Genomic DNA, 14,585 nt, shown 5'->3' with positions numbered 1-14,585 from the left:
GACGTACCGGCAGTTTCTTCAGCCCGCCGACGAAGTTCGTCTGGACGACCTTGCGCTCGCCGGTCAGCTCGATCTTCCCGATACGCGGCAGCAGCTCCTCGAGTATGATCCTCAGCTCGAGCTTGGCCACGTGCTGGCCGATGCACATGTGCGGGCCGTAGCCGAAGGCGATGTGCTTGTTCGGCCGGCGGTCGATCCGGAATGTGTCGGGATCGTCGAACACCTCGGCGTCGCGGTTGGCCGACTGGTACAGCAGCATCAGCCGGTCACCCTTCTTGATCTCGCTTCCGTTCAGCGTGTAATCCTCGGTGGCCTGCCGGGTGAACTGCTTGACCGGGGACGCCCAGCGCAGCGCCTCGTTGAGCAGGTGCGGGACGAGCGAAAGATCATCCTGGACCCTCTTGAGCTGGTCGGGATGCAGCGCGAGCTGCTCAAGCGCTCCCGAGAGCGTGCTCGACGTCGTGTCGTGACCGGCGGTGGCGATCGCGATGAACCAGCCGTAGGCGAACCCCTTCGGATAGTACTCGCCGTCCTCCCCCTTCGCGAGCGCGATGATCGTGGCGAGGTCGTCCTTCGGGTTCTTCCGCCGGTCCTCCACCAGCACGTCGAAGTAGGCGTAGAAGTCCCTGATCGCCGCGGACCACTGCTGCGCGGCCGCCTCCGGAGTGAGCGCCTCGACATCCTCCCGGCGCGCCTCGGGGTCCTCCGTGCCGAAGAACTCCTGGCTGAGCGCCATCATCCTCGGCTCGTCCTCCTCGGGCACGCCGAAAAGGGTCATGATGACGTGCAGCGGGTAGAAGAGCGCGAACTCCCTGACGAAGTCGATATTGTTCTCGCCGGGGTGCAGGAACCTGGCGATGACCTCCCGGGCGAGCTCGCGGATGGTGTCCTCCCACTTCTTCAGGTTCGCGGGGCGGAACCATTCGACCGCGACGTCCTTGACCGCGGTGTGCTCCGGCGGGTCAAGGTAGGGGAGCGCGTCGAGAATGCGCAGGCTGCCACCGGTGAGGTTCTTGGTGAACTCGTCACCGGCCTGGTTCTGCAGAATCGGGTTGTGAGAGCCCGGCTGGACACCGCCACCGCTGGTGAAGATGTCCGGCTGCCGCTCGATCTCCATGATGTCGGCATGCCTGGCGACCAGCCAGACCGGATCGTAGCCCGCCACCCTGACCTGACCGAGCGGATTGTTCTCACGCAGCCACTGGTAGGCGGCGAACAGCCTGTCCTCGTCGATATGCCCCTCGGGTAAGACGACCTGACGGGCAATCTCGTCCGGTATCGGACGGGTGTTCACAGGTGCGACCGCGACCATGAGCTCTCCTCATACATGATCTTTAATCCAGATCCACCGAAGGTGGGAAGATGATCGACAACCCCCCTTCCCTGTCGACGCCGCCCAGAGGCGAACCGCAGGCGACGACACTGGCGCCCGGTCGGGTCAACGGTAGGCGGCCAAACTGTGTCCTGCATCACCCATAGGGGAAATCCTCGTACCCCTTGCGGATACCTGAGGTACCACCTTAGGAACATATAGTGATCGAAAAATTTCCCTGCGTTACCAACTGCCCGGTCGCGGGGCCATCCGTCCATGACGGAGAACCCCGCGACGCGGGAGGAAGCCCCGCCGACCCGACGGAACCGAAAGAGCCCCACCCCCACCGGACGGCGTGCGCGGACGGTGCGACGAGGCCCCGGCGACCCGGCCGGCCGGCCCGCTGCCGGACCCGTCTGACAGCGGCTGATCACTCCTGGCGAGGGCGGCACCCACCTGAGCCATGGCTCCGGTCCCCCTTTGGAGGTAATTCCTGTCTCCCGTCAGTGGTGTTCAATTGCCAGGCCCGACAGCGCCTTGAAAAAGGCCGTTCGTACCAGTACATTTGCCCTCCGGCGGGCCGGCGTTTTCCGGGCGGGCAGCCAGGAAGATCATGTCATCTACTCCCTGACGAGCAGCACCCCTGCTCGCTTCCTGATCGAAGAGGGTCATCGGTTCAATGGACGACCAGTTCACTGACGTGACGTACAAGGTCGAAAACGGCCTGGCCTGGATCACCATCAATCGGCCGGAGCGTTACAATTCGTTCCGGGCCCGCACCGTCGACGAGCTGATCAAAAGCTTCAAGCGCGCCTGGGCCAGCGACGAGGTCGGCGTCATCGCTCTCACCGGCGCCGGCGAGAAAGCCTTCTGCACCGGCGGTGACCAGAAACAGCGCCTGGAGACCGGCGACTACGGCCCGTCGGACAGCGGCCTGTTCGAGGTGGACGCCCTGCACCGGGTCATCCGTGACGTGCCCAAGCCCGTCATCGCGGCGGTGAACGGTTTCGCCATCGGCGGCGGCCACGTCCTGCACCTGTTGTGCGACCTCAGCATCGCGTCCGAGACCGCCCGTTTCGGCCAGAACGGCCCGCGGGTCGGCTCGTTCGACGCCGGTTTCGGCACCGGCTACCTCGCCCGCGTGATCGGTGAGAAGCGAGCCCGCGAGATCTGGTTCCTCTGCCGCCAGTACAGCGCCCAGCAGGCCGCGGACTGGGGCCTGGTCAACAAGGTGGTCCCGGCCGCCCAGCTGCGGGCGGAGGTCCGCGCCTGGGCGGATGAGATCCTCCTGCTGTCGCCCACCTCACTCAAGGTGCTCAAGCAGTCGCTGAACACCGACACCGAGCACTTCGCGGGAATCGGGCAGCTGGCGTACTCCAGCCTCAAGCTGTTCGGTGAGTCCCCCGAGGCCAAGGAAGGCATCACCGCCTTCAACGAGAAGCGCCCGCCGGACTTCTCCGTGTACCGGGGCAACTGAAGTAACGGGCAACTAAAATACCGGAGCAACTGGAGTACCGGAGCAACTGGAGTACCGGGCAGCCGAAGGCCCGTCCGCGGCACCGCGCACGAGACAGACAGCACCGCGGTGCCGCGGGAGCGGCTTCCGGCCCGCTGTGACCGCGGGTGCGTGACCGGGCAGCACCGCCAACGCCGACAGAGCCCCCCCGGGGAGACCATCAGAGCTCCCCGGGGCTGCGCAGGGCCACCAGAGCCGACAAGGGACCACCCATGGCTGACAGCTCGAAGTCCATCTACTCGCCAGACGTGCTGCTGGGAAAACGGGTTCTCATCACCGGCGGTGGGACCGGCCTCGGCCGGGGGGTGGCGGCCCACCTGGTGCAGCACGGCGCCGAGGTCCATCTGTGGGGGCGCCGGCAGGCCGTCCTGGAGGATGCCGCCGCGCAGGCGTCGGCCTCCCGGCCGGGCAGCGTCCACGTGCAGACGGTCGACGTGCGCAAGGCGGATCTCGTCGACGCGGCCATCGACGGGATCTGGTCCCAGTACGGGCCGTTGACCAGCGTCGTCAACAACGCCGCGGCGAACTTCATCGCGCCGACCGCCAGCCTGAGCGCACGCGCCTTCGAGGCCGTCAGCTCGACCGTGATGAACGGCTCCTTCAACACCACCCACGCCGCCGGCCGCCGCTGGATCGCCGAGGGGCTGCCAGGGGCGGTGCTGTCCATGCTCACCACCTGGATCTGGACCGGCTCCGCGTTCGTGGTCCCCTCCGCGATGGGCAAGGCCGCCGTGCACGCCATGACCATGTCGCTGGCGGTCGAGTGGGCCCGCTACGGCATCCGCCTCAACGCCCTCGCGCCCGGGCCCATCCCGACGGACTACGCCTGGGAGATGCTCAACCCCACCGACAGGAGCTCGGTCGGGGCGACCCAGGCCGACCAGATCCCGATGCGCCGCGTGGGCACCGTCGAGGAGCTGGCGAACCTCGTGATATTCCTCCTGTCGGACGCCTGCGACTACCTCACCGGCGAGACGATCGCGATGGACGGGGGGCAGAAACTGGCCGGCCCGGGGACGTTCGCGGGCCTGACCACCCTGAGCGACCAGGACTGGTCCGAAATCCGCGAGCGCAGCCAGCTGGCGAGCGCGCAGAGCAAGGCCCAGCGCGACGTCTGACGGTATCCCCTCCGCTCCGCCCATTTCTTCGGGGCACCGTCCCCCCACATAAACGGTACTTTCCCCAGAAACCGGAGGAACGCCCCCGGACGGCGATTATCCGGGGGCGTTCCGCTGTCTTTCCGGGTTCTCGTCGCTGCTTTCCCGTTTCTACTCCCCTGTTTTTCGGGCAGCCGGGGGACAGCCCGGCCGGGACAGCTGCCGGCGCCTGGCCCGGCCTGCTGTCCCCCGGCCCGCGTCCCCCGGCCCGCGTCCCCTACCTGCCGGTGAACCGTGGCGGCCGGCGTGCCTTGAACGCCGTCAGAGCCTCGGTCATGTCCTCACCGCGCGTCAGCAGCGCCTGGCCGCGGTTCTCCAGCTCGAGCGCCGCCGCGAAGGAGGCGTTCTCCTGGTTGTGCTGCAGCGCGCGCTTGGACATGCGGATACCGGCGGGCGAGTTGCCGGCGATCTGTTTCGCCACCGTGAACGCCTCCTCAAGCAGCGTCTCCGACGGCACGAGCCGGTTCGCCAGCCCGATGCGGACCGCCTCCTCGGCCTCGACGGTACGCACCGTGTAGGCGATCTCGGCCGCCCGCCCGGGCCCGACCAGCCGGGTGAGCTGCCACGAGGTGCCCAGGTCCCCGATGGACAGCCCGAGCCGGACGAACGGGGCGTTGAACTTGGCGGTCGGCGCGACCAGGCGGATGTCCGCGGCGAGCGCGAGCGCCAGCCCGCCCCCCGAGGCCGCCCCGTGGATGGCCGCGACCACGGGGAAGGGAAGGGCACGGATCGCCGCGAAACCCCCGGCCGCGATCTCCTGGAAACGCAGGAACTCACGCACGCCCATGGTGGCGATGACGCCGATCTCGTCGAGGTCGAAGCCCGCGCAGAACGCGCGGCCGCCCGCCCCGGTGAGGATCAGCGCCCTGGCGTCGGTGTCCCGCAGGGCGTGGGCGACGGTGTTGAACTCCTCGAACATCTTGACCGTCAGCGAGTTCATCCGGTGGGGACGGTTGACCGTCAGCAGCACGCTGCCGCCCGCCAGGGGCTCGAGCGTCAGCGTCTCCAACTTCGGTGGCTCGAACTGGAGCATGAAACCGCCTTCCCCACTGTTGGTCCGATCTCTCGTCACCGGCCGGGCAACGGCCAGCCCGGGAACAGGAGCGCCGGTGTGCTCCTGCGCGTCGGCGTACTCCCGTCCGAGGGCGTCGAGGGCCGCCGGGAAGCCGATCTCCTCGTCCCTGGTGAGCACCACCTGGCCACGGTTCTCCAGCTCCAGGGCGGCCGGGTACGAGGACACCTCCATGTTGGCCTGCAGCGACCGTTTGGACAGCTGGATGGCGCCAGCCGGGCTGGCGCGGATGACCTCGGCCATGGCGACGGCCTCGGCCAGCAGGGCCTGCGCCGGGACGATCCTGTTGACCAGGCCGATCCGCTCGGCCTCCTGCGCCTCGACGAAACGCCCGGTATAGGCGATGTCGGCGCTGAGCGCGGGCCCGACGATGCGCGGCAGCAGCCAGGAGGCGCCCATGTCCCCGGCGGACAGGCCGATGCGTACGAAGGCGGCGTTGAACCTCACCGACGGCGTGGCCAGCCGGATGTCGGCGACGAGCGCGAGCGACATCCCGCCGCCCGCGGCGGTGCCGTTGAGCGCCGCGATCACCGGGATCCGGACCGACCGGAGCGTCGCCAGCGCGCGGGCGGCGCGCTCCTGGCGTACGAGCATGCCCATGGGCGACAGGCTCGACAGCTCCTCGGCGTCGTCGAGGTCGTAGCCGGCGCAGAAGGCCCGGTCCCCCGCGCCCGTGAGGATCAGGACGCGCGCGTCGAGGTCGCCGTCCACCGCCAGGGCCAGGTCCTCGAGCTCCTCGAACATGCGCACCGTCATCGCGTTCAGCCGCTCCGGGCGGTTCAGCGTCGCGACGATGATGCCGTCCGAGGGGCGTTCGACCAGGATGGTCTCGAACGCGGCCTCCTCGATGCTCCCCACAGTTCTTCCCCTCAGCTGTTCGTGTGCATCCCGCCACGTGATAAGCGCTGGAGCTGGTCGACGGTGGCGGTGGCGGTGGCGGTGGCGATGGCGGTGGCGGTGGCGGTGGCGGTGTCCGGTGTCCGCGGGGCCGGGCCGGCCGGCGGCCCGAAGGTCCCCGTCCGGTACGGCTGAAGATTGTTCTCCCGCCAGAGGTCGGCGATGAAGGTATGTGACACCACGACTCCCTCACAGCGCTGCAGGTACCGCGCCATCGCACGGCTCGACCAGCGCCGCAGCCCGGTCTCCGCGGGCGGCGACTGCCGGGCCAGTGCGAGAATCCTTGCCCGCACCCGTCCGTCATGAACCGGCGGCGGCGCGGGCCGCGGCGCGTCGTAGAGCCCCTCGATCCCGAATCTGGCGAAACGGGCCGGCCACAGATACACGGTGGGCGGCGACACTCGCAGCAGAGCGGCTATCGCGCGGGCCGGCATGCCTTCATCCCACCACAGCACCATCCGCGCCCGGTCGGCAACCGCCCGTTCCTCGACCGGACCGCGGACCAGCATAATCAGCTCTGATCTCTGTTCGTCGGTCAGCGTATAACGGTTCACTGCCATGGAAAAATCCCGCCAAACTCCGAGAAGTACATCCATCCACCGCTGTTCACGGATACCGGGCCGCCCCGGCGGGGGCCCGGCCGGCCGACCGGGCCGGGGTGTCAGACGAATTTCGGCGGACGCTTCTCCAGGAAAGCCGCCAGCCCCTCTTTCGCCTCGCCCGACTCGAACAGCTCCTGTTCCTGGGTGACCTCGTAGGCGAAGCCCGCCGGCAACGTCAGGTCGAACGCGGCGTCGACCGTGCGGACCACGGCGTGCAGGGCGGGCTGCGACAGCCGGCGCAGCTCGGCGGCGAGCCTGAGCGCCTCCTGCTCGGCCTGCCCCTGCTCGACGAGCCGGTCGACCAGGCCGATCGCGTGGGCCTCCGGCGCGGGCACCTGCCTGGCCGTCAGCATGATGTCGAGGGCCCGGCCACGGCCGACGAGCCGCGGCAGCCGCTGGGTGCCGCCCGCGCCGGGGATCAGGCCGAGCCTGGCCTCGGGCAGGCCGAGGCGCGCCCCGGCCCCGGCGACCCGCAGCGTGCACGCCATCGCGAGCTCAAGCCCGCCGCCGAGGGCCAGCCCGTCAATGGCCGCGATCGTGATGCGGTCCGGCGCGGCGAGCCGGTCGAGCACGCCGCGCAGCTCGTCACCATAGGCCAGGAAGGACTCGGCGTCCACCGCGGACATGTGCTTGATGTCCGCGCCGGCGGCGAAGAAACCCGGAATGGCGGACGTGACGACGGTTATGACGTTGCCCGCCGCGTCCAGTTCGTCCAGCGCGGCGGCCAGCCCCTCGATGATGGGCCTGCCGAGCGCGTTCGCGGGCGGCCGCTCCAGCGTCACACGCAGAACGCCGTCCGCCACACGATCCCATCTGACGGCCGTGCTACCAGGGTCGGGCATTGTGTCATCCTCATTCAACAGCTTGTGGATCCGCGGTGGCCACGAACACGGCCCGTGGAACGGGCGCCGGCCGCCGCCTGCCATTCCGGGTGGATATCTTTCCGGGTGGGACGTCCCCGGCCGGGCCGGCGGGGCCGGCGGGCCGGTCAGGCCATGGTGAGCCCGCCGCTGACCGACAGCGTCTGACCGGTGATGTAGCCGGCCTCGTCGGAGGCGAAGAACGCGACGGCCGCCGCCACGTCGCTCGGCTGCGCCAGGCGGCGCAGGGGCACCGACCGGGTCATCCCGGCGATGACCTTCTCGGCGTCCTGGCCGGCGTTGTCGGCGAACTTGCGCAGGGCGGGCGTGTCGGTGGGGCCGGGGCAGACGGTGTTCGCGGTGACGCCCTTGGTGGCCACCTCGCGGGCGAGCGTCTTGGTGAAGGCGATGATGCCGCCCTTGGCGCCGGAGTACACCGCCTCGAGCGAGGAGCCGACCCGGCCCGCGTCGGAGCCGATGTTGATGACGCGCCCCCAGCCCCGCTCCAGCATGCCGGGCACCACGGTCCTGGTGACCCGCAGCGCTCCCTTGAAGTTGATTTCCAGGATGCGGTCCCAGAACTCCTCGGTGGTGTCGACGAACTTCAGGAAGTCGTCCCAGCCGGCGTTGTTCACGGCGATCTCGACCGGGCCGAGCTCGCCGGTCACCGCCTTCACCCCGGCCTGGACGGAGGCGGTGTCCGTCACGTCCACGTGGACGGCGATGGCCCTGCCGCCGGCGGCGGTGACCGCCGCGGCGGTGGCCTGCGCCGCCTCGAAGTTGAGGTCGGCGACGGCGACCTGGAAGCCCTTGGCCCCGAGCGTCCGCGAGATGCCTTCGCCGATGCCCTGCGCGCCGCCGGTGACGAAGGCGACCCGATTGCTCATGTTTGTCTCCGCTGTGCTCGTCGTGTCGTGTGTTCGCCGTGCCGGTGGAGCTCGCCGTGCGGGCGGAGCTCCGTCGTGCCGGCGGGGCTCCGCTGTGCCGGCGGGGCTCCGCTGTGCCGGCGGGAAAGCCTCAGGCGGCGCTGGACGGCCAGTTGACCGGCCCGGCGATGATCGAGTGGCTGGTGAGGGTGCGGCCGAGCACCGACTGCGCCTCGCGGGCCGCCTCGATGATCGCGGGCAGCGACAGGCCGGTGGCCACGCCCATCTCGTGGAACATGCTCACCAGGTCCTCGGTGGCGATGTTGCCGGTCGACCCGGCCGGGACGGGGCAGCCGCCGAGTTCGCCGAAGCTCGACTCGAAGCTGGCGCAGCCGGCTTCCAGCGCGGCGAACGCGTTGGCCAGCCCCTGCCCCCGCGTGTTGTGGAAGTGGGCGGTGACCTCGGTCCCGGGCAGCCGCTCGAGCGCCGCGGTGAAGAACTCGCCGGCGTACGCGGGGTTGGCCATCCCGGTGGTGTCACCGAAGCCGATCTCGGTCGCCCCCGCCTCGGCGAACCGCTCCGCGAGGTCCAGCACCCGCTTCAGCTCGATCCTGCCCTCGTACGGGCAGCCGAAGGACGTCGCGATGACGGCGGCGCACTTCAGCCCCTCCGCCCGGATCCGGCCGACCATGACGTCGTTGTCGGCCATCGTCTCGTCGACGGTGCGGTTGACGTTCTTCTTGTTGTGCGTCTCCGACGCGGACACGAAGACCGCGACCTCGTGGAAGAGGTGGCGCACCTTCAGCGCGTTGTCCAGCCCCCTGCTGTTCGGGACGAGGACCATGAGCGACACGTCGTCGGGCACGTCGATGCTCTCCAGCACCTGCACGCCGTCGGCAAGCTGCGGGATCACGTCCGGGCGGACGAAGCTGGCCACCTCGATCCGTTTGAAGCCGGCCCGGCCCAGGGCGTTGATGAGCCGGACCTTGTTGTCGGTGGCGATGCGTTCCGGTTCGTTCTGGAAACCGTCCCGTGGGCCGACCTCCCGGATGTGCACATGGTCGGGGCGGTGCGTGCTCATTGTTCGGGCTCCTCTCCGTTCTGTGCGGCCCGCTTCGCCGCGGGCCTTACCCGGCTGCTTCAGGACTTCTCCAGGGCGGCCCGCTCGAGGGCTTCCTGATGCTCCGGCGCGGCGATGGCGATCAGGCGCCGGGCTCGTTCCGCGAGGCCGCAGCCGCGCAGGTGCGCGGCGCCGTACTCCGTCACGACCACGTCCACGTCCGACCGGGAGGTCGTCACCACGCCCGCCTGAAGAGCCGGCCTGATCGTGGACCGATCCCCGGAGCGCGCGCGCAGCGCGATGATGGAACGGGTCCCGGTCAGTGCCGCCGCCCGCGAGAAGTCGACCTGGCCGCCGACCGCCCCGATCAGGACGCCGCGGCGTACCTCGGCTCCGACCTGCCCGGTCAGGTCGACCTCGATGGCCGAGTTGACCGACACCAGCGAACGCAGCTGGGCCAGCGTCGCCGGGGCGTGCGTGTAGCTGGCGGGGCGGAACTCGACCGGCAGGCCGGCCAGCCGCTCGTACAGCTCGGTGCTGCCGAGCGCCGCGCCGGTGACGATGACACCCCGGTCGATCTCCTTGCGCGCCCCGGTCAGCACGCCCTTGTCGACCAGGCGCAGGATGCCATCGGAGATCATCCCGGAGTGGAAGCCGAGGTCCCGGTGGCCGACAAGGCCATCGAGGACCGCGGACGGGAGCGGGCCGACACCCATCTGGAGGGTGTTCCCGTCCTCGACGAGCTGCGCGACGTTGCGCGCGATGGCCTGGTCCGTGCTGTCCGGCGGGCGTTCGGGCGCCTGCCGCAGCGGACGGTCGGTCTCCACCACGGCCGCGAACCGGCGCAGCGGGATGCGTGGCGTGCCGACGGTCGCCGGCATCCGCTGGTTGATCTCGGCGATCAGCACGGGGGTGTGCGCCACGGCGTCGGCGGCGTAGTCCACGCCGATGCCGAGCGAGCAGGTGCCGTCGGCGTCCGGCGGCGAGACCTGGACGAAGCCGACGTCGCGGGGCAGATGCCCCTCGGCGAACATCCGCGGCAGGGCGGAGTAGTGGCACGGCAGCACGTCGAGGCGCCCGGCGCGGCTGAGCACCCGTAACTCGCCCAGACCGCCGTAGGAGACCAGGCGCAGCGCCTCGGGCAGCTCCCGGGTGAGCCGCTCGTCCCAGCTCAGCCCGCAGAAGGCGCGCCGCGGGCCGAGCCGGTCGATCTGGTCGAGCAGCGCGTGCACCAGCGGCTGCGGTTCCGCGCTCGCCTGGCCCCACCAGACACCGGCACCCGGCGCCAGGTACCTCGTGAGATCGATCATCCGTCGAGCCGCTGCACCAGGGTGGCGGTGCCGAGCCCGCCGCCGCAGCACATCGTGATCAGGCCGAGCTCGGCGTCGCGCCGTTGCAGTTCGGCGAGGATCGTGGCGGCCAGGCGCGAGCCGGTGGCGCCGACGGGATGCCCGAGCGCGATGGCCCCGCCGTTGACGTTGACCCGGTCCATGTCGGGCTTGAGCTCGCGTTCCCAGGCGAGCACCACGGAGCTGAACGCCTCGTTGATCTCGATCAGGTCGATGTCGTCGATCGTGAGCCCGTTGCGCTCGAGCAGCTTGCGCGTGGCGGGGATGGGGCCGGTCAGCATGATGACCGGGTCGACCCCGACCGTGGTCTGGTCGAGGACGCGGGCCCGGACCTTCAGGCCGTGGCGCTGCGCGGCCGGGCGGGAGGCGAGCAGCACGGCGGCGGCGCCGTCGGAGATCGGTGACGAGCTGCCGGCCGTGATGCGCCCGTCCTCCGGGCGGAAGGAGGGCTTCAGGCCGGCCAGCGTCTCCAGGTTGGTGCCCGGCCGGATGCTCTGGTCGCTGCTACGGGTCTCCCCCGCCAGTTCCAGGGGCACCATCTCGGCGGCGAAGCGGCCCTCGTCGAGCGCCGCGACGGCCAGCTGGTGCGAGCGCACCGCGAACTCGTCCATCTCCGTGCGGCTGATCTGCCAGCGGTCCGCGATCAGCTCGGCGCTCTCGCCCTGGTGGACGAAGGAGTACCGGTCGCGCAGCTGAAGCGGCCACGGGTCGCCGTAGAGCTCGGAGATCCTGCCCGGCGAGTTGATGGGGACGTGCCCCATGTGCTCGACGCCGCCGGCGATGACCACGTCGTGCGTGCCGGAGCCGATCAGCGCGGCCGCCATGGCGAGCGCGGTCTGCGCCGACCCGCAGCGCCGGTCGAGGGTGACGGCGGGCACCTCCGGCGGGTAGCCGGCCTGCAGCCAGGCGTTGCGCCCTATGTTGCGCGACTGCTCGCCGAAGGGCGCCGTACAGCCGATGACGAGGTCCTCGACCACGTCGGGAGCGATACCGCTACGGGCGATCAGCTCGGTGTAACAGGCGGCGAGAATCGCGTTGGGGTGGGTGTCGCGGTACCAGCCCCGCTCCGGGTGCGACCTGCCGATGGGTGTGCGGACGGCCTCCGCTATCAGCACCTCGCGGCCGGTGCGCAGGAAGGGGCTCGTGGTCGTCCTGGTCATCACATCACCGTTCCACCGTCGACGGGCAGCACCTGGCCCGTGATGTACGCGGCCGCGTCGGAGGCGAAGAACACGAAACTGCCGGCGATCTCCGCCGGCTGCGCCCAGCGGCCGAGCGGGATTCTCGCCAGCGTCTTGCTCGCCAGCTTCTCGTTGCTGCGGATGTTCTGCGTCATGGGTGTGGCCGCCAGCGGGGCCAGCGCGTTGACCGTGACGTTGCGCCGCGCGAGCTCCTTGGCCAGCGACTTCGTCAGGCCGATGATGCCGGCCTTCGCCGCCCCGTAGTTGGCCTGCCCGATCGTGCCCTGCAGCCCCGCGGCCGAGGTCACGTTGATGATGCGCCCGCTGCCGTCCTCGGGCAGGTACGGCAGGGCGGCCTGGCTGCACACGAAGCTGCCGACCAGGTGGATGTCGATGATCCGGCGGAACGCCTCCTGGGTGAGGTCGGGGAACATCGCCGGTGCGATCGCGCCGGCGTTGTTGACCAGGATGTGCAGGGTGCCGCCGGCGAGCGCCGCCGCGCGCCGGGCGGCCTCGGCGGCGGCCGTGCCGTCGCGGACGTCGAGGGCGAAGGAGTCCGTCGTGCCCCCGGTGGCGCGGATGCGTTCCGCCACCGACTTCGCCGCCTGTTCGTCGATGTCGGAGACGAGGACCGCGGCACCCGCGGCCGCGAACGCCTCCGCGACCGCCGCCCCGATCCCGCTGCCCGCCCCCGTCACCAGTGCCGAGCGGCCGTGCAAACCGAACATCAGTAGCTCCTGGGCAGACCGAGAACGTGTGGGCCGAGATAGTTCAGGACCATTTCCTGGCTGATCGGGGCGATCCGCAGCAGCCGCGCCTCCCGGAAGTAGCGCGCGACGGGGTACTCCTCGGAGTAGCCCATGCCGCCGTGCGTCTGCAGCGCCCGGTCGGCCGCCTGGAAACCGGCGTCGGCGCACAGGTACTTGGCGGTGTTCGCCTCCCGGGCGCAGGGCTTGCCCTGGTCGTAGAGCCAGGTCGCCTTGCGCAGCACCAGTTCGGCCGCGTCGAGGTGGGCCAGCGAGTCGGCCAGCGGGAACTGCAGGCCCTGGTTCTTGCCGATGGGACGGCCGAACACCTCGCGCTCGTTGCCGTAGCGGACGGCCTGCCGCAGCGCGGCGCGGCCCAGCCCGAGCGCCTCGGCGGCTATCAGCATCCGCTCCGGGTTCAGCCCGTCCAGCAGGTAGCGGAACCCCGCGCCCTCCTCGCCGACCCGGTCCTCCACCGGAACGCGCAGGTCGTCGATGAAGAGCTCGTTCGAGCTGACCGCGTTGCGCCCCATCTTCCTGATCGGCCGGATGTCGACCGCGTTGCGGTCGAGGCTGGTCAGGAAGAGGGTCATGCCGTCGGTCTTCTTCTGCACGTCCTCGTACCTGGTCGTCCGGGTGAGCAGGAGGACCTTCTCGGACTCCAGCGCCTTGGAGATCCACACCTTGCGCCCGTTGACCACGTAGTGGTCGCCGTCCCGGCGGGCGAACGTGGTGATGCGCGTGGTGTCGAGCCCCGCGCCCGGCTCGGTGACCCCGAAGCACACGTGCAGGTCACCGTTGACGATGCGGGGCAGGTTGCGCTGCTTGAGCTCGTCCGAGCCGTGGACGATGACCGGGTGCATCCCGAAGATCGACAGGTGCATCGAGCTCGCGGCGTTCATGCCGCCGCCGGCTGCCGACACCTCCTCAAGCAGGATCGACGCCTCGGTGATGCCGAGGCCGTGACCGCCGTACTCCTCGGGCGTGGTGATCCCTAACCAGCCGCCCTTGGCGAACGCGTCGTAGAACTCGGTCGGGAACTCGTGTGCGGAGTCCTTCTCCAACCAGTACTGGTCGTCAAACTTGCTCGCGAGCTCGGCGACGGCTTTGCGGATCGTCGCCTGGTCCTCTGTCAGGTCGAAGTCCACGGCAGGCCTCCTGTTCGGCCAGGCACGACAGATTTTGGATTGATTGTATCAAAGGACAGACCAAAAAGTTGTATCAGGCGACGGGCAGCAGCGGCAGCGCCGCGGCCAGCCGCTCGTTCCACACGCCCGGCGCGCCGAAGAGCCGTTTGTTCAGCTTCGCCCGCTTGTAGGCGAGCTGCAGCTCGTGCTCCCAGGTGTAGCCGATGGCGCCGTGCATGGTCAGCGCGCTGTCGGCCGCCTGCTCACCGGCGGCCGTGACCTGCGCCTTCGCGGTCGCCGCGTGCAGCGCCGCGTCCTCGTGCCCCTGGTCCACGGACACCGCGGCGAAGTAGACGACGGAGCGGGCGGCCTCGACCGCGACCAGGATGGAGGCGGCCGCGTGCTTCACCGCCTGGAACGAGCCGATCGGGACCCCGAACTGCCGCCGCTGCTTGCTGTACTCCACCGCGAGACGCAGCATGCGCTCCGCGGCCCCGAGGCTGTCGGCGGCGACGAGAACGGCCGCCCGCAGCGCGGCCTGGGCGAGCACCCGCTCGGCGTCGGCGCCCAGCCGCCGGGCGGGGACGTCGGCGAGATCCACGTCCGCCACCGAGCGGCTGCGGTCCAGCAGTTCACGGGCCCTGATCCCCACCCCCTCGGTGCCGGCGTCGACCAGAAACAACGCCCGCCCCGCGGCCGTGCCCGCCGGGACGATCAGCTGCCGGGCGCGGTCCGCGCCGAGCACCGACCGCACGGTGCCGCGCAGGACCCCGCCGTCCCCACCGTCCCCGCCGTCCAGGCCGGCCCGGCCGGCCCCCACCTCGACGACCGGGCCGGGCT

The 14,585-nt window shown here is 70.4% G+C and carries 13 protein-coding genes and 1 pseudogene; 2 read left to right on the top strand and 12 right to left on the bottom strand.

The window, feature by feature from the left end; translation table 11 throughout:
• Positions 1-1,312 (bottom strand): cytochrome P450 (locus NBX02_RS09660; protein ID WP_250291006.1); only part of this gene is annotated, 1,312 nt, incomplete at its 3' end.
• Between the two features lie 679 nt (positions 1,313-1,991).
• Between NBX02_RS09660 and NBX02_RS09655 the strand changes: the two genes are divergently transcribed.
• Both NBX02_RS09655 and NBX02_RS09650 read left to right on the top strand, forming a co-directional pair.
• Positions 1,992-2,789, top strand: coding sequence for an enoyl-CoA hydratase-related protein (locus NBX02_RS09655; protein ID WP_250280833.1), 798 nt, complete (start codon positions 1,992-1,994; stop codon positions 2,787-2,789).
• Positions 2,790-3,040: 251 nt separating this feature from the next.
• On the top strand, positions 3,041-3,946 hold the full coding sequence (locus NBX02_RS09650; protein ID WP_250290999.1) for an SDR family oxidoreductase: 906 nt from the start codon (positions 3,041-3,043) through the stop codon (positions 3,944-3,946).
• Positions 3,947-4,202: 256 nt separating this feature from the next.
• Here NBX02_RS09650 and NBX02_RS23040 read toward each other — a convergent pair whose 3' ends face one another.
• The 11 genes and pseudogenes from NBX02_RS23040 to NBX02_RS09600 all read right to left on the bottom strand — a co-directional run.
• The gene (locus NBX02_RS23040) at positions 4,203-5,018 is read right to left on the bottom strand and encodes an enoyl-CoA hydratase/isomerase family protein (protein WP_445548344.1); all 816 of its coding nucleotides are present in this window, start codon (positions 5,016-5,018) and stop codon (positions 4,203-4,205) included.
• Positions 5,019-5,129: 111 nt separating this feature from the next.
• Positions 5,130-5,915: pseudogene (locus tag NBX02_RS23035) on the bottom strand (enoyl-CoA hydratase/isomerase family protein); the annotation flags it as partial.
• A gap of 11 nt (positions 5,916-5,926) precedes the next feature.
• Complete coding sequence (locus NBX02_RS09640; RefSeq protein ID WP_250290998.1) at positions 5,927-6,463, bottom strand: helix-turn-helix domain-containing protein; 537 nt, start codon at positions 6,461-6,463, stop codon at positions 5,927-5,929.
• Between the two features lie 152 nt (positions 6,464-6,615).
• Positions 6,616-7,398 carry an enoyl-CoA hydratase-related protein gene (locus tag NBX02_RS09635; RefSeq protein ID WP_250290996.1) on the bottom strand — a complete coding sequence of 261 codons (783 nt, stop codon included), beginning with the start codon at positions 7,396-7,398 and terminating at the stop codon, positions 6,616-6,618.
• A gap of 146 nt (positions 7,399-7,544) precedes the next feature.
• Entirely contained in the window at positions 7,545-8,303 is a 759-nt protein-coding gene (locus tag NBX02_RS09630) for an SDR family oxidoreductase (protein ID WP_250280838.1), read from the bottom strand.
• 130 nt (positions 8,304-8,433) lie between these two features.
• Positions 8,434-9,363 (bottom strand): hydroxymethylglutaryl-CoA lyase, encoded by a 930-nt coding sequence (locus tag NBX02_RS09625; RefSeq protein WP_250290994.1) that lies wholly within the window; start codon positions 9,361-9,363, stop codon positions 8,434-8,436.
• A 59-nt stretch (positions 9,364-9,422) separates the two neighbouring features.
• A complete protein-coding gene (locus tag NBX02_RS09620; RefSeq protein ID WP_250290993.1) occupies positions 9,423-10,652 on the bottom strand; it encodes an acetyl-CoA hydrolase/transferase C-terminal domain-containing protein in 1,230 nt (409 codons plus the stop codon).
• A complete protein-coding gene (locus NBX02_RS09615; RefSeq protein ID WP_250290990.1) occupies positions 10,649-11,851 on the bottom strand; it encodes a thiolase family protein in 1,203 nt (400 codons plus the stop codon). Before NBX02_RS09615 ends, NBX02_RS09620 begins: the two co-directional genes overlap by 4 nt.
• Positions 11,851-12,600 carry an SDR family NAD(P)-dependent oxidoreductase gene (locus tag NBX02_RS09610; protein WP_250280845.1) on the bottom strand — a complete coding sequence of 250 codons (750 nt, stop codon included), beginning with the start codon at positions 12,598-12,600 and terminating at the stop codon, positions 11,851-11,853. Before NBX02_RS09610 ends, NBX02_RS09615 begins: the two co-directional genes overlap by 1 nt.
• Positions 12,600-13,766 carry an acyl-CoA dehydrogenase family protein gene (locus NBX02_RS09605; protein WP_250280847.1) on the bottom strand — a complete coding sequence of 389 codons (1,167 nt, stop codon included), beginning with the start codon at positions 13,764-13,766 and terminating at the stop codon, positions 12,600-12,602. Before NBX02_RS09605 ends, NBX02_RS09610 begins: the two co-directional genes overlap by 1 nt.
• 73 nt (positions 13,767-13,839) lie before the next feature.
• Positions 13,840-14,585, bottom strand: a 746-nt coding sequence (locus tag NBX02_RS09600) for an acyl-CoA dehydrogenase family protein (protein ID WP_250290988.1), incomplete at its 5' end; no start/stop codon positions are given.

The organism is Protofrankia sp. CiP1_Cm_nod1 (assembly GCF_920888515.1).
GTDB lineage: Bacteria > Actinomycetota > Actinomycetes > Frankiales > Frankiaceae > Protofrankia.
The sequence above is the reverse complement of the archived record's forward strand: the minus strand, read 5'-3'. Positions and strand labels throughout refer to the sequence as shown.